This window comes from Streptomyces sp. V1I1 (assembly GCF_030817355.1).
Lineage (GTDB): Bacteria > Actinomycetota > Actinomycetes > Streptomycetales > Streptomycetaceae > Streptomyces.
Genome location: NZ_JAUSZH010000001.1, coordinates 1,543,658 through 1,562,454, shown reverse-complemented (window position 1 = coordinate 1,562,454; position 18,797 = coordinate 1,543,658). Strand labels below are relative to the sequence as shown.

The window sequence follows — 18,797 nt, the reverse complement described above, 5'->3', positions numbered from 1 at the left end:
TATCCTCAACCTCCTTTCTGGCGTGGGTCGTTCGGTCTACTTGACGAGCGGGACAGGCGCGCCGCCCGGTCCTTCGTCGTCGGGGAACGTCCGGCCGGTCGAGTCGAGGAGGGCGTCCAGGCACAGGTCCGGGTCGGCGGTCAGATCAGAGGTGCCCTCGGCGACGCGGGCCGCGTCGGCGTCTGCGACGTATGGGGTGCGGATGCGGGTGTAGCCGGGGCGGCCCTGCATCGCCATCACCGCGACGCCGACGTAGGCGGGGTCCTGCAAGGTGACCGGGCTGGCGTCGGGCCAGTTGCGGATGTCGTCGCCCAGCGCGGCCACCGCGGCTTCCGGGTGTCGGTGACGTCGATGCGTAGCGCGGCCGGGCTCTCGGCACGGCGGAGGTGGAAGTCCCGCCCGGGTACGTGCCCGACGTACGGCGTTCGCGACCAGCTCGGCCGCGATCAGCGTGATCGTCTCGTTGGCGGTGGAGCCGTACGGGTGGCCCCATTCGTGCAGCCGGTGCGAGACGAGCCGGCGGGCAAGGCGCGCGCCGCGGGGAGTCGAGGTGAACTGCATCGTGCACTCATGGGTGGTGGCGGGGTCGTGAACGAGTCCCGTGGGCGGGGTGGTTGCCGGATTCCTGCGGCCAAGGGTTCCGTCCCTCCCGTGCCATTGACCAGCAGTGACGCGCTGACCGGTGGGCGGTGTACGTGGGCTTGCAGTTCGTGTACGTGGGGTGCACCGTCCCCGTCCGTGGCGGCACACCACACACCCTGACCTTGGTCGGGAACAAACCACATCGGTCCGTAGTTCCGCAGGTCATGACCACCAAGCACGAAGTCCTGCGCTACACCGCCTTCTCCGGCGACCCCGAGGGAGGCAACCCCGCCGGGGTCGTCCTCGATGCCTCAGGACTCGGCGACGCCGACATGCTCTCCATCGCCGCCGACCTCGGGTACAGCGAGTCCGCGTTCCTGTCCGCGCCGCCCGCGGGGCTCGGCGGGGAGCCCGGGCGGGCGTTCACCATCCGGTACTTCAGCCCCAAGGCGGAGGTGCCGTTCTGCGGTCACGCCACGGTTGCCACCGCCATCGCCCTCGGCGAGCGCATCGGGACCGGCGACCTGGTGTTCGCGACGTGTGTGGGGACGGTGCCGGTGACCGTGAGCGAAGAGGGCGGGGCGCTGCGGGCCACACTCACCACGGTCGAGCCGCACAGCGAGGACATCGCGGACGCCGACCTCGCCGAGGCGCTGGCCGCGCTGGCCTGGCCGGCCGCCGATCTGGATCCCGCGCTGCCGCCCCGTATCGCCTTCGCCGGCGCGCGGCATCTGGTGCTCGCGGCCGCGACCCGTGAGCGGTTGGCGGATCTGGCGTACGACTTCGAACGCCTCGAAGCCCTGATGCACCGCCTCGATCTGACCACGGTGCAGTTGGTGTGGCGGGAGTCGGAGAGCGTCTTCCACGTGCGCGACCCGTTCCCGGTGGGCGGCGTGGTGGAGGACCCGGCGACGGGCGCGGCGGCCGGCGCGTTCGGCGCGTACGCCCGGGAACTCGGCCTGGTCCCCGAGGCGGCGGTGCTCACTCTCCACCAGGGCGAGGACATGGGGCGTCCGGGGGTGCTGACCGTGGAGCTGCGCGAGGGCGACCCGCGGGTGCGGGTGACGGGGACGGGCACACGGATCCCCTGACGCGGGCCGGCCGCCCGCGGCGGGACCGCCGACGCCGCGGCCCGTCCGGTTCCGAGCCACGTCAGGGCACCCTGTGGTCACGGGCGGCTTTCGCCCAGGGGCGACGCACGCCCGGAAAACAGGATGAACCGCTGGCCCGACGGCTGTTACGTTCACGGGGCGCGGGGCGGCTCCCGAGTGTGCTTCCTTCTCACTTCTTCTCATGAATCAGCGTGCTCACTTCCCGCCCCGCGCGACACCCGGTCATCCGGAAGGGGGAGAAAGAGACTTGTCCAGCACCACGGTCACCACCCGTACCACCACCCGCCCGCGCAGCCTCGCCGCCGTGCTTCTGTCGCGCCGCGGCGCCGTCTACCCGCCCGCTCCGGCAGCCGCCGCAATCCCGGCCGGCGGCGACGTGGCCCTGCTCGAAGCCGACCTCGTCGACCGCGGCTACCTGCTGGCACCGCTGCTGCGCGCCGCGTTCGCCGCACTCGACGCACCCACCCTCGGCGCGGTGGGCCGAGAACTGCTCGGCGACATCGACCGCGCCCTCGGCGCCGACCGCGAGCATGTGCCCCTGCTGCGCGATTTCCCCGACACCACACCGCACGACACATACACGCACTACGTCGACCGCGTGCTCACCGTGCTGTTCCAGCGCCCCGAGCAGCCGTGCGTGCTCTGCGGCACGGTGGAATCCGTCGTGCCCGTCTCGCCGTGCGCCCACCTGGTGTGCGGCGCCTGCTTCGACGGCGCGGACTTCTCGGCGTGCCCCGTGTGCGAGCGCCGCATCGACCCGTCCGATCCGTTCCTGCGCCCCAAGCGCCCGCGCCGACAGCTGTTCCGCCGTGCCGCGCCGCCCGAGCGGCTGCGCCTTCTGTCGTACGGCGGCGACCTCGCGGCCCGTCAGGCCGACGCGGCCCGTGAACTGGACACCCTGCTCTCCCGCACCGGCGCTCTCAGCCCCCAGGACACCGACGACCTGGAAGCGCTGCTTGCCGCCAGGACCCGCGACGACCTCGACAGACTGCCGACCACCGTGCCGGGCCGGGAGACGAAGGCCCGCCTCGTCGTCTGGCTGCTCGCCGATCCCGCGGCCACGCCGACCACCCTTCCCGTCATGGCCCGGCTCATCGACACCGCCACCGATGTGCTGCGCGTGCTCGCGGTCCGCTCCGGCGGAGACGCCGGACTCGTCGAGATCCCGCGTTTCGCCGCCGTACCCCGGCCCCTGCGCCGCGCCCTGCTGTCCGTCCTCGACACACTGGACCCGGCACAGGCCGCCCAGGACATGCGGCGGCACCGGCGGGCCTGGATCCACGCGGCGGAACTCCTGCACCCCTTCGAGCACACGGACCGGTTCCCGCGCGCGGCACTCGCCTTCGCCGCGCTGCGCGGCACCCGGCTCGGCGACGATGCCTTGTCCGCCGCTCTGCGCACGGCCGCGGAGACCGTCGACGCCATCGACGTCACCGGCCCGGCCGTCACGGCCTCCAGCTGGAGCGGCCAGGTCGAGGCCGCCCTCGCGGCCCGCGACATCGCAGGGGCGCTCACGCTGCTCGAGCGGCGGCCGGGCGAACTCGTCCGCCGCCTCGACCACCTGCTGCGCCTGATCGGCGAGGGGGACGAGGACGGCGCCAGCGCCGTCGTCTCCGCGCTGGAGCGGGTGGTTCCGCGGGTGGCGCCGGCCGTCCTGCTGTCCGCGCTCGGGGCGATCCGCACCCGGATCCGGGAGCGCGTGGCACGGGTGTTCTTCCCCAAGGGCGCGGCGGCGAAGACCCATGTGATCGACGACGAGAGGCCGACGCTGCCCGCCGCCCTCGTGCGGACCGTGGTCGACGTGCTGACGGCGGAGATGCTGCGCCGGGCGGGGAACGCGGCACCCGTAGAGGTCGCGGTCGTCGACGCCGCGCTGGACGCTGTCGTCGCGCCGTTCACCGAACGGACCGCGTCCCGAGCCCTGGTGACCCTTCCGCGCGGCAGCGAACTCGCCGTACCGGACGGCAGGACGCTGCGCCTGTTCCTGCACTGGATGGAGAGCCCCACCTCGGGAAGGACCGACCTGGACCTGTCGGCCGCGATGTTCGACGCGGACTGGCGGCAGGTCGGGGTCTGCGACTACACCAGCCTGCGGTTCGCGAGCCATGCCGCGGTGCACTCCGGCGACCTCCAGGACGCGCCGCCTCCGCTCGGCGCGAGCGAGTTCGTGGACCTCGATCTGGAGCGGCTCGGCGCAGCCGGCGTCCGATACGTTGTCGCGGTCGTCTACTCGTACAACAACGTCCCCTTCGGCGACCTGGCGGAAGCCTTCGCCGGGCTCATGCTGCGGGACCAACCCGGGAACCGGGGGCCGGTCTTCGACCCGCGCTCCGTCGAGCAGCGCTTCGACCTCACCGGGAGCAGCCGCGCCTGCGTGCCGCTGCTCATCGACGTGCAGGCACGCACCATGCGCTGGCTCGACGTCGTCAAGGGGGTCACCGGTACGCACCACGCCGTGTGGCGGCACGCTGACGCGCTGGCCACCCTCGCCCACCGGCTGACGGACCTGTTCGCCTCGGGCTCGCGCGTCGGCCTGGGCGAGCTGGCGGTGTGGCAGGCCGCGGCCCGGGCGGCCACGGTCGTTGTGCGCCACACGGACGGTTCGCGGAGCGTGTACCGACGGCGGGACGGCGAGGACGTGGCGGACTTCGCTGCCCGGATCGGCTCGCCCGACACGGACGCTCACGCGGGCGAGGGCGACGATGGTGACGGGCCGTCGGCGGGACCGCGGCTGGCATACCTGCTCCGAGGAGACCTGGAACTGCCCGACGGAAGCGAGGTGTTCGCCCTGTATCCGCTCAGCCAGGACGCTGCGCGGGTGCGCCTGCTCGCTGCCGCCGACATGGTCACGGCTCTCGATCCTCGATCCTCGATCCTCGGTGACCGGTGACCGGTGACCGGTGACCGGTGACCGGCGACCGCGCGAAGTGGCTCCATTCCGCGCCGCGCTCCTTCTTCCGGGCGCTGAAGCGGGAGCGGGTGATCTTTCGGGATCCAGCCGAGCTCCCGACGAACAGATTCTCATCGGCAAGCTCCCGTCCGTACTGCTCACTTGCCTGTGACAGGCTTGTTACCGGAAGTGTGACTTCTGTCGCGGCCTGACGTGGTCTAGTCCTGATCGACTCGGCGAATGCGTAGTGCCTCCCTCACCCTTCCCATCGTCGTCGCCGGCGTCCTGCTGCTCACGGCTTGCGGATCGCAGAGCGACGGCTTGAAGCAGACGCAGGAGGACTCCCCGGGTCTTCCCGGCAAGTCCTCCTGCGGGGCTCAGACCTCCGACACGCCGGCCGCGCCCGGCACTTCGGCCCTGCCTGAAGATCCTTCCGGTCTGGAGAAGGACGGAGTCAAGATCACCGGCTTGAGCGGCGGCGACCGTGTTTGCGCCGAGTTCGAGGTCACCAACCACGAGACCGAACCCTTCACCTACACGATCACCTTCACGTTCCTGTCGGATTCCGGAGAGGCGCTGACAAGTACGAAGCAGACAGTGCCGTCCGTCAAGTCCGGTCGGACCGTGAAGCGCACCGTCGCCATGGGCGGGCTTCCGTCGGACGCACGCGGCCAGGCACGCGTGCAGATCGCCGAGGTGAGGAGCGTCCCCGCCGACGAAGCACCCTCCGAAGGGGGCCCCTGCCCGCCCTCGGGAGTGCGCGTGTACGCCGATGATGGCGATGCCGCCATGGGACTCCGCGTCGTGAGTCTCCACCTGGAGAACTGCGGCACTGGAACCAGCCGGCTCAACGGCTACCCGCAGCTCCAGCTCCTCGACGAGGGCCACAAGCCCGTCAACAGCGTGAAGATCCTCCATGACGGCAGCGCTGTCGCCACCGGCACCGGAGCCGACGGCGTGCCCCAGCTGCTGGTCTTGAAGCCCGGCGAGCGCGCCTACGCAGGTCTGGTCTGGCGCAACACCGTCGAAGCCGGTGTCGGCAATCCCGTGAACGCCCCATACGTGAGGGTGTGGGCGAAGCCCGGTGCCGACCCGGTGATGGTGATCCCGGAGCTCGACCTGGGCACGACGGGGAAGCTCGGTGTCGGCCCCTGGAAGAAGGACGAGACGAATGGGCCGGTCACCGGCGGCGCGTCCGGCATGCAGTCGCCTGAACCTCCATCCCTGTCCGCAAAACTGCCCGACGGGAAGTGGGGCGACTTCTCCGCGCAACGCACGGTGGTGGTCCGCTAGGGCGCTGCTGTCACGTACAGGTGCGTACAAGACGGTGCCCCGTCACCGATCGCTTCCGGTGGCGGGGTCGTCGTTGTGTGGGCTCAGCCCTGCGCGGCGAACTCCACGAATGCTGTCCAGCCCTCGGAAGCCACGAGCAGGGTTGGCCCTGCCTTGTCCTTTGAGTCGCGGACGTGGATGGTGCCGGGGCAGGCCGCGACCTCGACGCATTCGCCGCCCTCGCCACTGCTGTAGCTGCTCTTGAACCAGGCCGCCTCGGGAACAGTCTGCACAGGCGCTTCGACGTTCATCTCTCTCCAAGCAACTTCTCGATAAGGGCCAGCGATTCGCGCGGAGTGAGCGCCTGCGCCCGGAGAATCCCGTACTGCTCCTCGATCTCCCGGACCGGCTGTCGCTCCGTGTAGAGACGGCTGTCCTTGTGCGCCTCAACGTACGCGATCCTCCGCCCTTCCCTCGTCTCGATCAAGGTGAACGGACCAGCCAAGCAGGCATGTTCCTCGCGGTCGGTCAGCATCACCTGCAGCTCGACATTGCGACGCTGTCCGCAGAGCAGCATCTGTTCCAACTGACCATGCATCACACTTCTTCCGCCCAAGGGGCGGTGCAGCACGGATTCCTCGACGACGAAGCTGATGGTAGACAGGGGCGTCCGCGAAAAGATCTCCTGTCTGGCGAGGCGAGCGGCGACCCGCTGGACGACGGTTTCCTCCTCCAGTAGCGGGCGCCGCATGGCGAATACCGCCCGTGCGTACTCCTCGCTCTGCAACAGCCCGGGCACGGCATGCGTTGCGTACACGTGCAGCTCAACCGCCTGCGCTTCTAACCGCGCCGCGTCCCGGAAGAACGCCGGGTACTGCGCCCGCGCCACCTCCTCCTTGCTCGCCCGCAGTAACCCGCCCGCGTCCAGCACCTCGTCCGCCTTGTCGATGAACCTCGGCGGCGGAATCCGGCGCCCCTGCTCGAACGAGGCGATCGTTGATGCCGAGTACCCCGTCATTGACCCGAACTCCGGCCGTTCCAGCCCCGCCCGTACCCGGCACAGCTTCAACTGCTGCCCGAAGAGGTGCAGGATGCCCGATCCCGCCTCGTACTCGTACTCCGGCTGCTGCTGATCGTCCATGACCCCCGCACCTCCCGTACCGTCCCGCCCAGACATCCACGCATCACACCTGCGCGGCCAACGCACCACCCCTGAGCCGGTCACGCTCTCAGCCGCGTACACGCCGCCCCATGACGCGTACAGCCCGTGCCCGTCAGCGAGTCTCTCCTGGTCAACGCTACGCACGCACCGCCACCGTTTTCGCCATGAACCGAGCAATTACCCCTCACGTGACACCCCAACAACCCCCCACCCCCACACGCGAGTTCTCCATGCAGTTCACCTCCACCCCCCGCGGCGCCCGCCTCGGCCGCCGGCTCGTATCGCACCGGCTCGACGACTGGGGCTACCCGTGCGACTCCGCCCCCAACGAGACGGTCACCCTCATCGCCGCCGAGCTCACCGCGAACGCCGTGCGCCACGGACACGTCCCCGGCCGGGACTTCCACCTCCGCCTCACCGCGACCGCCGCGGCCACCCTCCGCCTCGAGGTCGCCGACACCCGCAGCGAGCGATGCCCCACCCCCGCTGCCTTCGAGGCGCCGCCACCCCTCGACGAGGAGTCGGGCCGCGGCCTGTACCTCGTCGCCCAGCTTGCCGATCGCTGGGGCGTCACTCCCCGTGTCGGCGCCCCCGGCAAAGACGTATGGGCGGAACTCGCATTGAATACCGCGTAGTTCTCTCCGAATCAGGGCTACGGGGCCGACCGCGCGGCCGGGATCGTCCGCCACTGAAGTAGCGGTGCCGGATTCGGGCAGGATGGGCTCCCATGACGGGTGGGAGAGTCGAGCTCACGGAGCTGCTGCAGCGTGCCGGGCTGGAAATCATGGGGGACTGGCAGACCGAGGACGTACTGCCGTTTGAGGACGTCCTCGCCGTCCACGCGAGAGACGCGGCGTGCGCAGTTCGCGACAGCACAACGCCCCCGGTGCTGCGCGGTACCGGGGGCGTCCAGTGCATTGCAGAGATTCAGCCGCGCAGTTGCTCGTACGCCGACAGCGTCAGGAAGTCCTCGTAGTTCTCGTCCAGCGCCACCTTCAGCAGCAGATCGTGCGCCTGCTGCCAGTTGCCCGCCGTGAACGCCTCCTCGCCGATCTCCTCGCGGATCGCGGCCAGTTCCTCCGCCGCGACCTTGCGAGCCAGGTCCGCGGTGGCGAGCTCGCCGTTCTCGAAGACGACGCCCGCGTTGATCCACTGCCAGATCTGGGAGCGGGAGATCTCCGCGGTGGCCGCGTCCTCCATCAGGTTGAAGATCGCGACCGCGCCCAGGCCGCGCAGCCACGCCTCGATGTAGCGGATGCCGACCTGGACGGCGTTGCGCAGGCCCTCGTACGTCGGCTTGGCGTGCAGTGAGTCGATGGCGATGAGGTCGCCGGCCGCCACCGAGACGTCCTCGCGCAGGCGGTCCTTCTGGTTGGGCTTGGAGCCCAGTACCGCGTCGAAGGAGGCCATCGCGATCGGGACCAGGTCCGGGTGGGCGACCCAGGAGCCGTCGAAGCCGTCGCCCGCCTCGCGGTCCTTGTCGGCCTTGACCTTTTCGAAGGCGACCTTGTTGACCTCGGCGTCGCGCCGGGACGGGATGAAGGCGGCCATGCCGCCGATGGCGTGGGCGCCGCGCTTGTGGCACGTACGGACGAGGAGTTCGGTGTACGCGCGCATGAAGGGGGCCGTCATCGTCACCGCGTTGCGGTCCGGGAGCACGAACTTCTCGCCGCCGTCACGGAAGTTCTTGACGATCGAGAAGAGGTAGTCCCAGCGGCCCGCGTTGAGGCCGGCCGCGTGATCGCGGAGTTCGTAGAGGATCTCCTCCATCTCGTACGCCGCGGTGATCGTCTCGATCAGGACGGTCGCGCGGACGGTGCCCTGCGGGATGCCGATGTAGTCCTGGGCAAAGACGAAGACGTCGTTCCAGAGGCGGGCCTCCAGGTGCGACTCCGTCTTCGGGAGGTAGAAGTACGGGCCCTTGCCGAGGCCGATCAGGCGCTTGGCGTTGTGGAAGAAGTACAGGCCGAAGTCGACCAGCGCGCCCGGGACCGGGCGGCCGTCGAACTGGAGGTGGCGCTCCTCGAGGTGCCAGCCGCGCGGGCGCATCACGACGGTCGCGAGCTCCTCGTTCGGTCCCAGGGCGTACGACTTCCCGGACTTCGGGTCGGTGAAGTCGATCTTCCGCTCGTAGGCGTCGATCAGATTGAGCTGGCCGAGGACAACGTTCTCCCACGTGGGAGCAGACGCGTCCTCAAAGTCTGCGAGCCAGACCTTGGCGCCGGAGTTCAGCGCGTTGATGGTCATCTTGCGGTCGGTCGGACCGGTGATCTCCACCCGGCGGTCATTGAGTGCCGCGGGGGCCGGCGCGACCTTCCAGGAGTCGTCCGCACGGATCGCCGCGGTCTCCGGGAGGAAGTCCAGGGAGGAGGTACGGGCGATCTCGGCGCGGCGCTCGGAGCGACGGGCGAGAAGCTCGTCGCGCCGCGGCGTGAACCGCTGGTGCAGCTCAGCCACGAAGGCGAGGGCCGCGTCGGTGAGGACCTCTTCCTGCCGGGGCAGGGGCTCGGCTTCGACGATGGCCAGCGGGGACGGCGCTGGTGCGGACATGAGCTGTCACTTCCTTCAGCGGGCGGTGCCTGGCGGCCGCCGGGCGTACAGACGCGGCACTCGGTGCCGCATGACCGAGGTGCGGTCGCGGGCGCCGTCTGGGGGTCGGGCGCTTCTGACCAGTGGATAGTAGTTTTCTCATGGTGGAAGTTCAATGGTTTGTTGATATCGAGATTCTCTGAGTCGACAGACCATGGCGCAGAGTGCCACGCCGTTCACTCAAGGTGCGTCAGATCCTCTGCCGTGTCGATGTCGTACGCCTCTGCGATGTCGCCGCACTCGATCAGCGCGAGCGAGGACTCGTGCGCCTTCAGATACGCGCGTGCGCCGCGGTCGCCTACCGCGCTCGCCGCGATGTCCTTCCAGTGGTGCGCGCCGAACAGGACCGGATGGCCGCGCTCTCCTTCGTACGCGGCGGCCGCGAGCGAATCCCGGGAGCGGTACGCGGCGCGGATGCGGGCCACTGCCGCCGCACCGATCCCCGGCTGGTCCACGAGAGAGACGAGCGCCGCGTCCGCCTCCGTGGCGTCGAGCGACTCCAGGCCCGCGCGCAGCGAGGAGCCCATGCCTGCCTCCCACTCCGGGTTGTCGACCAGTACGCAGCCGGAGAGGTCGGCCTCCTTCCGTACGCGATCGGCCGCCGCGCCCAGCACCACATGCACGGGTCCGCAGCCGCCCTCGCGCAGCATGCGCACCGCGTGCTCGACCAGCGGCCGGCCCCGGTGCCGGAGCAGCGCCTTCGGGCGCCCGCCGAGTCGTCGCCCGCCGCCCGCCGCGAGCAGCAGTCCGGCGACGATCGGTTCCTTCGGTGGTTGTGCCATAAGGACTCCTTACCTCATATGCGGTCGAAGTACCGAGCCGGTGGCGGTCCGTCGGCAAGGGCATGCAACCGCCCGGGTCACGCCACTCGTCCGACGTGGAGAGCGAGGCGTGCGCTTGGATAAGGTGCACCTCTGATACTGAAGTTGGCCATGGGGGACAAGAGTTGATGAGTGGGCGTGCGCACGACGGAGCGGTCTTCCAGCCGCTGGGCGAAGAAGATCCGCAGAATGTCGCCGGATACCGGCTGTCCGCTCGGCTCGGTGCCGGTGGCATGGGCAAGGTGTACCTGTCGTACACGCCCGGCGGCCGCCCGGTCGCCATCAAGGTGATCAGGCCGGACTTCGCCCAAGACGCCGAATTCCGCCGCCGCTTCGCGCAGGAGGTGCAGGCCGCACAGCGCGTGCAGGGCCTCTACACCGCGCCGGTCATCGACGCCGATCCCGAGGCCAAGCAGCCCTGGCTCGCCACGGCTTACGTCCCCGGGCCCTCCCTCGCCGACGCCGTCATCCAGCACGGCAAGCTGCCGGTGGAGACCGTGCTGCTGCTGGTCGCCGGGATCGCCGAGGCGCTGCACGTCATCCACGGCGCGGGCATCGTCCACCGCGACCTCAAACCGGCCAACGTCCTGCTCGCATCGGACGGGCCGCGCGTCATCGACTTCGGTATCGCCCGGGCCGCCGACGCGACTTCGCTCACCAGCAGCGGCGTCACCATCGGCACCCCCTCCTTCATGGCCCCGGAGCAGGCGGCCGGCAGCCAGGTCACCCCGGCCACCGACATCTTCGCGCTCGGCCAGATAGCGGCGTACGCGGCGACCGGCAAGGCGGCCTTCGGCGAAGGCACTTCGCACGGCGTGCTCTACCGGATCGTGCACGAGGAGCCCGACCTCACCGAACTGCCAGAGCAGCTGAGCGAGTTGGTGACCCGCTGCCTGGCGAAGGACCCCGAGACCCGGCCTTCTGTCGCCGACCTCCTCGCCATCTGCCAGTCCGCCAATGCGGAAACGGTGCTGCGCCGGCCCGAGGAGTGGCTGCCGGGCGCCGTCGCCGCCGAGATCACCACGCGCAAGGCGGCGCCCGCGCCGCCGGTGACCCCGCCCGCCGGGCAGGCCCCGGCTCCGGTGCAGCCTCCGGCCCACCCGCCGACGCAGGCCGCTGCTCAGGCTCCCGTCCAGCAGCCGCCCCACTACGCGCCCACCCAGACCGCCGGCCAGGCCCAGATGCAGTCGCCCGCTCCGGTTCCGCCGCCCACGACGGCGTCCACCCCGGCGACCCCGCCGCCCGGTTTCGGCCCGCCGGCCCAGTCGCCGACCTACGGTTATCCGCACGCGCATGCCACCCCGCACGCGCAGACGGCACCCCAGTACGTCCGGCCCCCGCAGCCGTACCAACCGCAGCCGTACCAAACGGTCTCCGGGCCCCTCGCACCCGCCGCGCCGAAGAAGAAGGGCAGCACCCTCGCCATCGCCGTCGTCGCCACCCTGGTGATCGGTGCGCTGGCCGGCGGCGGCGTGTACCTCGCTCTGTCGGGCAAGGACAAGGGCAACGAGTCGCAGGGCCAGGACAAGGCCGGCAGCTCGCCGGACGCGAGCGGGGACGGCACGCAGGACCCCGGCACCCCGGGCGGCGACCAGTCCTCCAAGCCCGCCGAACCGGTCGCGGATCCGACGCCCAAGACGTACAACGGCCTCAACGTGACGGACGACTACGGCATCAACCTCGGCGACGAGCCGGTCAAGCCGATTGAGGGTGACAGCGCCAACACCATCGACTTCGAGCACGAGTACTACCTCGGCTCGATCGATGCCAAGAACGCGAAGCTGGTCCTGCTGCGCACCGGCCAGAACGCCGACCTGGCGACCTGCCGGAGCGAGACCCGGTTCGCCACCACACTCAAGATCGAGAACCTGTCGAAGGGCGCGAAGTTCTGTGTGCTGAGTGAGACGGGGAACGTGGGCCTGGTGACCTACCAGGGGAGGTCGCCCGAAGGGGATCCCAGTCACTACATCACCGTTGATGTCACGGTCTGGCGCGGTGCGATCGACTCCGTACAGCCGACGTCCTGAATTACGTCCACGGAGTGGCGCCCACCGCATCGGATGGCGTTAACTTGCCCGCGACCCCGGGCGGCTGACCGACGACCGACGGGTTTTCGAGCTGGCACAAAGGTGTGCGAGGGGGAGAGCTTTGTTGCGGAGCGTGGGGCAGACGCGGGTGACAGGGAGCGGCGAGGACCCGAGGTCGGCGGAGCTGCGCGCTGCCGTCTCCCGGCTCCGCCGCGAACTCGCCGGTCACCCGGCGGAGTTCCCCGACCGGGGCATCGCGGAGGACGAACTGGCCGTTCTGGCGGCGATGGTGGCGGCCGACGACCCCGAAATCCCGCGGATGCGCCGCTCGCTGCTGCTGATCGCGGGCGCGATCGGCTCGGTGAGCGCGCTCGGGCCCGCGCTGATGGTGCTGCGAAACGCGGTGGACCTGTTCGGCGAGGTGCCGCCGCAGCGGCGGGTTTGACTGCCGAGTGACGGGCCGCCAGTCCGGCAGCCGATTCGTCCTCAATCTCCCCCCAGACTTCGTCCGGGGGGACCCCCAACGGGCTTGATTCATTGTCCTCAGAGTGCGATGCGCCGTTCGTCCGCGGCGATGGGGAAGTCGTTGATGCTCGCGTACCGGCGTCGCATCAGTCCCTTCTCGTCGAACTCCCAGTTCTCGTTGCCGTAACTGCGGAACCACCGGTCCTCGTCGTTGCGCCACTCGTATTCGAAACGGACGGCGATGCGGTTGTCGGTGAATGCCCACAGCTCCTTGCGCAGGCGGTAGTCCAGCTCGTACAGCCACTTCTCGCGCAGGAACTCCACGATCTCCGCGTGCCCACAGAGGAACACATCGCGGTTGCGCCACTCGGAGTCCTCGGTGTAGCCGAGGGCGACCCGCTCGGGGTCCCGGCTGTTCCACGCGTCCTCGGCGGCCCTGACTTTCTGCAGCGCGGTCTCGGCGGTGAAGGGCGGGAACGGCGGCCTCGTGGCGGTCATGACTCTCCCATCGACAGCGGGAGAACGTGCGTTCTCCCCGGTGTGCAGTAGCGTAGGAGAACGGTGATTCTCACGCAAGGCGAGGGTTGGCATGGAAGCCGCAGCACTGGAGGTCCGCGTCCTCGACGCAGCCGAGTCGCTCCTCTACGGGCGGGGACTGCAGACGGTCGGCATGGACGAGATCCGGAACGAGTCGGGGGTGTCACTCAAGCGCCTCTACCAGCTCTTCCCCTCCAAGGAGCGCCTGGTGGAGGCCTATCTGCGCCGCCGCGACGCGCGCTGGCGGGCATCGCTGGCGAGCTATGTCGACGCCCGGCCCGCCGAGGAGAACAAGATCCTGGCGGTCTTCGACTGGCTGGAGTCGTGGTTCGATGAGCCCGACTTCCGTGGTTGTGCGTTCGTCAACTCCTTCGGGGAGCTGGGAGCCACATCGGAAGGGGTCGCGACCGCCGCCCGCGATCATGTCGATGCGCTGCGGCGGTATCTGGCGGGCCTGGTGGCTTCGGCGGGCCTCTCCGCCGGGCTGGCCGAGCCGCTCCTCCTGCTCGTGGAAGGTGCGACGGTGACGGCCGCGATCTCCGGGAACAGCGCGACGGCGGGGCGGGCCCGGGAGGCGGCGCGCACGCTGGTGGAAGCGGATCGCTCGCAGGACGCTCAGGATGCCACGGTCTGAACGCACCTGCGCCGGCGACCATGGGTCGCCGGCGCGGTCTGCTGTTCTTGGGCGTCAGCCCTGCGCGGACGGGTTCGCCAACGCCGCCGAGAGGTCCTGGGCGACTTCCTGGAGGATCGGGACGATCTTCTCGGTGGCCGCCTCGGTGACCCGGCCCGCCGGGCCCGAGATCGAAACCGCCGCCGCCGTGGGGGAGTTGGGCACCGAGACGGCGAGGCAGCGAACCCCGATCTCCTGCTCGTTGTCGTCCACCGCATAGCCGGTGCGCCGCACCTGCTCGAGCGCGTCGAGGAAGCCCTCGGGCGTCGTGATCGTCTTCTCCGTGGCGGCGGGCATGCCGGTCCTGGCGAGCAGCGCCCGCACCTCGTCCGGCGGGGTGTGTGCGAGCAGCGCCTTGCCCACGCCCGTGGAGTGCGGCAGCACCCGCCGGCCGACCTCGGTGAACATCCGCATGGAGTGCTTGGACGGCACCTGCGCGACGTACACGATCTCGTCGCCGTCGAGCAGTGCCATGTTCGCCGTCTCGCCGGTCTCCTCGACCAGGCGGGCGAGGTAGGGCCGGGCCCAGGTGCCGAGCAGCCGGGACGCGGACTCGCCCAGGCGGATCAGCCGGGGGCCGAGCGCATAGCGGCGATTGGGCTGCTGGCGTACGTAACCGCAGGCCACGAGCGTGCGCATCAGCCGGTGGATCGTGGGCAGCGGCAGGCCGCTGCTGGCGGAGAGCTCGCTCAGCCCGACCTCGCCACCGGCGTCGGCCATTCTTTCGAGCAGGTCGAAGGCGCGCTCCAGGGACTGCACGCCACCGCTGTGAGCGGTCTTGGCGGCGTCGGTGGCGCTGGCGCTGGACGTCGGCACGTGGGCGGGTCCTTTCGGGCAGGCAGGCAAGTCAGCAGCCTACCGGGCGGCTGCGGGCGGCACATCGCTCTGGTCAAAGGCGTCTTTGCCGGTCAGGGGGCGTTTGTCCGTGTGTCGGCGGTCACCTTCGGCGATCTCTCGATGGCCCCTTGTCCAAAGCTACCTTCTGCCTCATGAAATTCCAGTTTCACTTTGTGGAAATATCCAAGCGTGATCATCAAGGGCGGCCGCCCAGGAAGGGTCTTGACGGGCCGGACTCCGGAGTGAAGACTTCTTCAACAGTTCGTTGAATTTTGCTGTGCGAATTCGTGTACGGAACGGAAGTGAGGGGCACGGGTGTCCGATATGGACGTGAACCTGGTACTGCGCTCGACGCGCGTGATCACCCCGGAGGGGACACGCGCCGCATCCGTCGCCGTCGCCGCCGGGAAGATCACGGCGGTGCTGTCTTACGACGCCGAGGTGCCGGCTGGCGCCCGGCTCGAGGACTTCGGGGACGATGTCGTACTCCCCGGACTCGTCGACACCCATGTCCATGTGAACGACCCCGGCCGCACCGAGTGGGAGGGCTTTTGGACCGCCACCCGCGCGGCCGCGGCCGGGGGTATCACCACTCTGCTCGACATGCCCCTCAACTCCCTCCCGCCGACCACCACAGTCGGCAACCTCCGTACCAAGCAGGACGTGGCGCGGCCCAAGGCGCACGTCGACACCGGCTTCTGGGGCGGCGCGATCCCGTCCAATGTGAAGGACCTTCGGCCGTTGTACGACGCGGGGGTCTTCGGCTTCAAGTGCTTCCTCTCGCCGTCCGGCGTCGAGGAGTTCCCCGAGCTCGACCAGGACCAACTCGCCCGGTCGATGGCCGAGATCGCCGGCTTCGGCGGACTGCTGATCGTGCACGCCGAGGACCCGCACCACCTGGCCGCGGCGCCACAGGAGTCAGGACCGAAGTACGCCGACTTCCTCGCGTCCCGGCCGCGCGACGCCGAGAACACCGCGATCGAAGGCCTGATCGCGCACGCCAGGCGCCAGGGCGCCCGTGTGCACGTACTGCATCTGTCCTCCTCCGACGCGCTGCCGCTGATCGCGGCCGCCAAGCGCGAGGGCGTCGAGATCACTGTTGAGTCCTGTCCGCACTTCCTCACCCTCACGGCCGAGGAAGTCCCGGACGGGGCAACGGAGTTCAAGTGCTGCCCGCCGATCCGCGAGGCCGAGAACCAGGACGCCCTCTGGCAAGGCCTCGCCGACGGCACCATCGACTGCATCGTCTCCGACCACTCGCCCTGCACCACCGAGCTGAAAACCCCCGACTTCGCCTCCGCCTGGGGCGGCATCTCCTCCCTCCAGCTGGGCCTGCCCGCGATCTGGACCGAGGCCCGCAAGCGCGGGCGCACCCTCGAAGACGTCGTCCGCTGGATGTCCGCGGCCCCCGCGCGGCTCGCCGGACTGGATCAGAAGGGCGCCATCGAAGCCGGCCGCGACGCCGACTTCGCGGTCCTCGCGCCCGACGAGACCTTCACCGTCGACCCGGCCGAACTCCACCACCGCAACCAGGTGACGGCGTATGCGGGCAAGACCCTGCACGGAGTCGTCAGGTCGACGTGGCTGCGCGGCGAACGCATCGTGGAGAACGGCACCCTGGCCGAGCCGACCGGCCGGCTGCTCGAAAGGAACAACTGATCGTGTCCATCCCTTCCTTCACCGGTGACGCCCGCCCGTTCGGCGGCGGCGACCCGTACGCCGACTACCGCACGGCCGACTTTCCGTTCGTCCACTACGCCGACCTCGCCGACCGGCGGCTCGGCGCGGGCGTCATCGCCGCCAACGACGAGTTCTTCGCCGAGCGCGAGAACATGCTGAAGCCCGAGGCCGCGGAGTTCGACCCGGAGCACTTCGGCCACAAGGGCAAGATCATGGACGGTTGGGAGACCCGCCGTCGCCGCGGTGTGAGCGCCGCGCAGCCCCACCCGACCGAAGACGATCATGACTGGGCGCTCGTACGGCTCGGCGCGCCCGGTGTCGTACGCGGCATCGTCATCGACACCGCCCACTTCCGCGGCAACTACCCGCAGGCGGTGTCGGTCGAGGCGGCATCGGTGCCGGGGTCCCCGTCGCCCGAGGACCTGATCGGCGGCGACGTGAAGTGGACAACGCTCGTCCCCCGTACGGCCATCGGCGGCCATGCGGCGAACGGCTTCGCGGTCGACGTCGAGCAGCGCTTCACGCATCTGCGCGTCAACCAGCACCCCGACGGCGGCATCGCCCGCCTGCGGGTCTACGGCGAGGTCGCGCCCGACCCGGCGTGGCTCGGTGCGCTCGGCACGTTCGACGTCGTCGCGCTGGAGAACGGCGGCCAGGTCGAGGACGCCTCCGACCGCTTCTACTCCCCGGCCACCAACACCATCCAGCCGGGCCGCTCCCGCAAGATGGACGACGGCTGGGAGACCCGCCGCCGCCGGGACAAGGGCAACGACTGGATCCGCTACCAGCTGGTGGAGCAGTCCGAGATCCGCGCGGTGGAGATCGATACGGCGTATCTGAAGGGCAACAGCGCGGGGTGGGCGGCGGTTTCGCTCCGCGACGGTGAGAAGGGGGAGTGGGCGGAGATTCTGCCGCGGACGCGTCTGCAGCCGGACACGAATCATCGCTTTGTGCTGGGTGCGGTGGCGGTGGGGACGCATGTGCGGGTGGACATCTATCCGGATGGCGGGATTTCGCGGCTGCGGGTCTTTGGTTCTCTGACGGAGGAGGGGGCGGGTCGCCTGGTGGCGCGTCACCAGGAGCTGGGCGGCTGACCCGGGGGTTTTCCCCCACCCCGCCCGTTTCCCTGAACTGGGGCTCCGCCCCGGACCCCGCGCCTCAATCGCCGGCGGGGCTGAACATTCGGCCCGACCGGGGCTCCGCCCCGAACCCCGCTCCTCAATCGCCGGAGGGGCTTGATTTGTCCGGGCGGGCTCAAGTTCCGGCCGGACGGGCGGAACTTCAAGCCCGTCCGGCGATTGAGGACAACGCCCGAAGGGCGTACCGGGGTCTGGGGGCTTGCCCCCCACGCGGCGGAGCCGCAAATCGATACAGCGGGAAGGGGCGGGGTGGGGAACAGGCCGCCGCAGGCGTTACGCCGCGTGGCCGCCGTCCACCGACAGTTCCGCGCCCGTCACGTACGCCGCCTCGTCGCTCGCCAAGTACGCCACCATGGAGGCGACTTCGGAGGCGCTGCCGAAGCGCCCCAGCGCCGTCCCCGCCTTCTGCGGCTCGGCGTACGGGCCGTCCGCCGGGTTCATGGCCGTGTCGATCGGGCCCGGGTGGACCAGGTTCGCCGTGATTCCGCGGCTGCCCAGCTCCCGGGCCAGCGCCTTGGTCAGACCCGTCAGCGCGGCCTTGCTCATCGCGTAGAGCGTGCCGCCCGGGCCCGGTACGTACTTCGTCATGCAGCTGCCGATGGAGATGATTCGCCCGCCGCGACCCATCCGCGCTGCCGCCGCCTGCGAGACGAGGAACACCGCCCGCACATTCACGTCGAGTACCTCGTCCACATCTGCCGGCGCGAGGCTTTCGACCGGACCGAGCCGCCCGACGCCCGCGTTGTTGACCAGGATGTCGATGCTTCCGAGCCGGTCCACGACCTGGCCGACGACCGCGCGGGCCGCCTCCGCGTCCGCCGCGTCGGAGCGCAGCGCGAGGCCTCGCCGCCCTGCCGCCTCGATCTTGCGGACCACCTCCTGGGCGGCCTCCTCGTCCCGCACATAGGTGATCGCCACATCGACCCCCTCCTGTGCCATCTGCAGCGCGATCGCCGCCCCTATGCCGCGGCTGCCACCGGTCACCAAAGCCGTCCTGGACATCCGTACCCC

17 protein-coding genes and 1 pseudogene are annotated in these 18,797 nt (G+C 70.2%); 9 read left to right on the top strand and 9 right to left on the bottom strand.

The window, feature by feature from the left end; genetic code table 11:
• Positions 1 to 36: 36 nt before the first annotated feature.
• Both QFZ67_RS07670 and QFZ67_RS07665 read right to left on the bottom strand, forming a co-directional pair.
• Entirely contained in the window at positions 37 to 270 is a 234-nt protein-coding gene (locus tag QFZ67_RS07670; RefSeq protein ID WP_307660340.1) for a hypothetical protein, read from the bottom strand.
• Positions 271 to 317: 47 nt separating this feature from the next.
• Positions 318 to 561, bottom strand: a pseudogene (locus QFZ67_RS07665) (ATP-binding protein); the annotation flags it as partial.
• Positions 562 to 806: 245 nt separating this feature from the next.
• Here QFZ67_RS07665 and QFZ67_RS07660 point away from each other — a divergent pair.
• From QFZ67_RS07660 to QFZ67_RS07650, 3 genes are all read left to right on the top strand, one after another.
• Positions 807 to 1,673: a PhzF family phenazine biosynthesis protein gene (locus QFZ67_RS07660; protein ID WP_307660339.1), complete on the top strand. Its 867-nt coding sequence runs from the start codon at positions 807 to 809 to the stop codon at positions 1,671 to 1,673.
• A gap of 268 nt (positions 1,674 to 1,941) precedes the next feature.
• Positions 1,942 to 4,584: an MXAN_6230/SCO0854 family RING domain-containing protein gene (locus tag QFZ67_RS07655; RefSeq protein WP_307660338.1), complete on the top strand. Its 2,643-nt coding sequence runs from the start codon at positions 1,942 to 1,944 to the stop codon at positions 4,582 to 4,584.
• A 240-nt stretch (positions 4,585 to 4,824) separates the two neighbouring features.
• The gene (locus tag QFZ67_RS07650; RefSeq protein WP_307660337.1) at positions 4,825 to 5,877 is read left to right on the top strand and encodes a DUF4232 domain-containing protein; all 1,053 of its coding nucleotides are present in this window, start codon (positions 4,825 to 4,827) and stop codon (positions 5,875 to 5,877) included.
• 83 nt (positions 5,878 to 5,960) lie between these two features.
• On the opposite strand, the gene QFZ67_RS07645 is transcribed toward QFZ67_RS07650, so the two are convergent.
• A complete protein-coding gene (locus tag QFZ67_RS07645; RefSeq protein WP_307660336.1) occupies positions 5,961 to 6,167 on the bottom strand; it encodes a DUF397 domain-containing protein in 207 nt (68 codons plus the stop codon).
• On the bottom strand, positions 6,164 to 6,997 hold the full coding sequence (locus QFZ67_RS07640) for a helix-turn-helix transcriptional regulator (protein ID WP_307660335.1): 834 nt from the start codon (positions 6,995 to 6,997) through the stop codon (positions 6,164 to 6,166). The genes QFZ67_RS07645 and QFZ67_RS07640 overlap by 4 nt, the downstream gene beginning before the upstream one ends.
• A 185-nt stretch (positions 6,998 to 7,182) precedes the next feature.
• Between QFZ67_RS07640 and QFZ67_RS07635 the strand changes: the two genes are divergently transcribed.
• Positions 7,183 to 7,653, top strand: a complete 471-nt coding sequence (locus QFZ67_RS07635; RefSeq protein ID WP_307660334.1) for an ATP-binding protein — start codon at positions 7,183 to 7,185, stop codon at positions 7,651 to 7,653.
• A 292-nt stretch (positions 7,654 to 7,945) separates the two neighbouring features.
• On the opposite strand, the gene aceB is transcribed toward QFZ67_RS07635, so the two are convergent.
• Together aceB and QFZ67_RS07625 are read right to left on the bottom strand one after the other, a co-directional pair.
• On the bottom strand, positions 7,946 to 9,568 hold the full coding sequence (gene aceB, locus QFZ67_RS07630) for a malate synthase A (RefSeq protein ID WP_307660333.1): 1,623 nt from the start codon (positions 9,566 to 9,568) through the stop codon (positions 7,946 to 7,948).
• A 215-nt stretch (positions 9,569 to 9,783) separates the two neighbouring features.
• Complete coding sequence (locus QFZ67_RS07625) at positions 9,784 to 10,389, bottom strand: nucleotidyltransferase family protein (RefSeq protein ID WP_307660332.1); 606 nt, start codon at positions 10,387 to 10,389, stop codon at positions 9,784 to 9,786.
• A gap of 167 nt (positions 10,390 to 10,556) precedes the next feature.
• Here QFZ67_RS07625 and QFZ67_RS07620 point away from each other — a divergent pair, with 167 nt between their 5' ends.
• Both QFZ67_RS07620 and QFZ67_RS07615 read left to right on the top strand, forming a co-directional pair.
• On the top strand, positions 10,557 to 12,455 hold the full coding sequence (locus tag QFZ67_RS07620) for a serine/threonine-protein kinase (protein ID WP_307660331.1): 1,899 nt from the start codon (positions 10,557 to 10,559) through the stop codon (positions 12,453 to 12,455).
• 121 nt (positions 12,456 to 12,576) lie between these two features.
• Positions 12,577 to 12,900 carry a DUF5955 family protein gene (locus QFZ67_RS07615; protein WP_307660330.1) on the top strand — a complete coding sequence of 108 codons (324 nt, stop codon included), beginning with the start codon at positions 12,577 to 12,579 and terminating at the stop codon, positions 12,898 to 12,900.
• A 98-nt stretch (positions 12,901 to 12,998) separates the two neighbouring features.
• Here the strand turns inward: QFZ67_RS07615 and QFZ67_RS07610 are convergent, their stop codons facing one another.
• Positions 12,999 to 13,418 carry a nuclear transport factor 2 family protein gene (locus tag QFZ67_RS07610; RefSeq protein ID WP_307660329.1) on the bottom strand — a complete coding sequence of 140 codons (420 nt, stop codon included), beginning with the start codon at positions 13,416 to 13,418 and terminating at the stop codon, positions 12,999 to 13,001.
• A gap of 91 nt (positions 13,419 to 13,509) precedes the next feature.
• Between QFZ67_RS07610 and QFZ67_RS07605 the strand changes: the two genes are divergently transcribed.
• A complete protein-coding gene (locus QFZ67_RS07605) occupies positions 13,510 to 14,091 on the top strand; it encodes a TetR/AcrR family transcriptional regulator (RefSeq protein WP_307660328.1) in 582 nt (193 codons plus the stop codon).
• A gap of 54 nt (positions 14,092 to 14,145) precedes the next feature.
• Here QFZ67_RS07605 and QFZ67_RS07600 read toward each other — a convergent pair whose 3' ends face one another.
• Entirely contained in the window at positions 14,146 to 14,946 is an 801-nt protein-coding gene (locus QFZ67_RS07600) for an IclR family transcriptional regulator (protein ID WP_307660327.1), read from the bottom strand.
• 336 nt (positions 14,947 to 15,282) lie between these two features.
• Here QFZ67_RS07600 and allB point away from each other — a divergent pair, with 336 nt between their 5' ends.
• Together allB and alc are read left to right on the top strand one after the other, a co-directional pair.
• Positions 15,283 to 16,626 carry an allantoinase AllB gene (allB, locus tag QFZ67_RS07595; RefSeq protein ID WP_307660326.1) on the top strand — a complete coding sequence of 448 codons (1,344 nt, stop codon included), beginning with the start codon at positions 15,283 to 15,285 and terminating at the stop codon, positions 16,624 to 16,626.
• Entirely contained in the window at positions 16,626 to 17,741 is a 1,116-nt protein-coding gene (alc, locus tag QFZ67_RS07590; protein ID WP_307665758.1) for an allantoicase, read from the top strand. The genes allB and alc overlap by 1 nt, the downstream gene beginning before the upstream one ends.
• 318 nt (positions 17,742 to 18,059) lie before the next feature.
• Here alc and QFZ67_RS07585 read toward each other — a convergent pair whose 3' ends face one another.
• On the bottom strand, positions 18,060 to 18,788 hold the full coding sequence (locus QFZ67_RS07585) for an SDR family oxidoreductase (protein ID WP_307660325.1): 729 nt from the start codon (positions 18,786 to 18,788) through the stop codon (positions 18,060 to 18,062).
• Positions 18,789 to 18,797: the final 9 nt, after the last annotated feature.

Bases quoted from the DNA above. Each gene is read 5' to 3' on its own strand.
- QFZ67_RS07660 (WP_307660339.1), top strand. From the start codon at position 807: ATGACCACCAAGCACGAAGTCCTGCGCTACACCGCCTTCTCCGGCGAC.
- QFZ67_RS07650 (WP_307660337.1), top strand. From the start codon at position 4,825: ATGCGTAGTGCCTCCCTCACCCTTCCCATCGTCGTCGCCGGCGTCCTG.
- QFZ67_RS07645 (WP_307660336.1), bottom strand. From the start codon at position 6,167: ATGAACGTCGAAGCGCCTGTGCAGACTGTTCCCGAGGCGGCCTGGTTC.
- QFZ67_RS07640 (WP_307660335.1), bottom strand. From the start codon at position 6,997: ATGGACGATCAGCAGCAGCCGGAGTACGAGTACGAGGCGGGATCGGGC.
- QFZ67_RS07635 (WP_307660334.1), top strand. From the start codon at position 7,183: ATGAACCGAGCAATTACCCCTCACGTGACACCCCAACAACCCCCCACC.
- aceB (WP_307660333.1), bottom strand. From the start codon at position 9,568: ATGTCCGCACCAGCGCCGTCCCCGCTGGCCATCGTCGAAGCCGAGCCC.
- QFZ67_RS07625 (WP_307660332.1), bottom strand. From the start codon at position 10,389: ATGGCACAACCACCGAAGGAACCGATCGTCGCCGGACTGCTGCTCGCG.
- QFZ67_RS07620 (WP_307660331.1), top strand. From the start codon at position 10,557: ATGAGTGGGCGTGCGCACGACGGAGCGGTCTTCCAGCCGCTGGGCGAA.
- QFZ67_RS07610 (WP_307660329.1), bottom strand. From the start codon at position 13,418: ATGACCGCCACGAGGCCGCCGTTCCCGCCCTTCACCGCCGAGACCGCG.
- QFZ67_RS07605 (WP_307660328.1), top strand. From the start codon at position 13,510: ATGGAAGCCGCAGCACTGGAGGTCCGCGTCCTCGACGCAGCCGAGTCG.
- QFZ67_RS07585 (WP_307660325.1), bottom strand. From the start codon at position 18,788: ATGTCCAGGACGGCTTTGGTGACCGGTGGCAGCCGCGGCATAGGGGCG.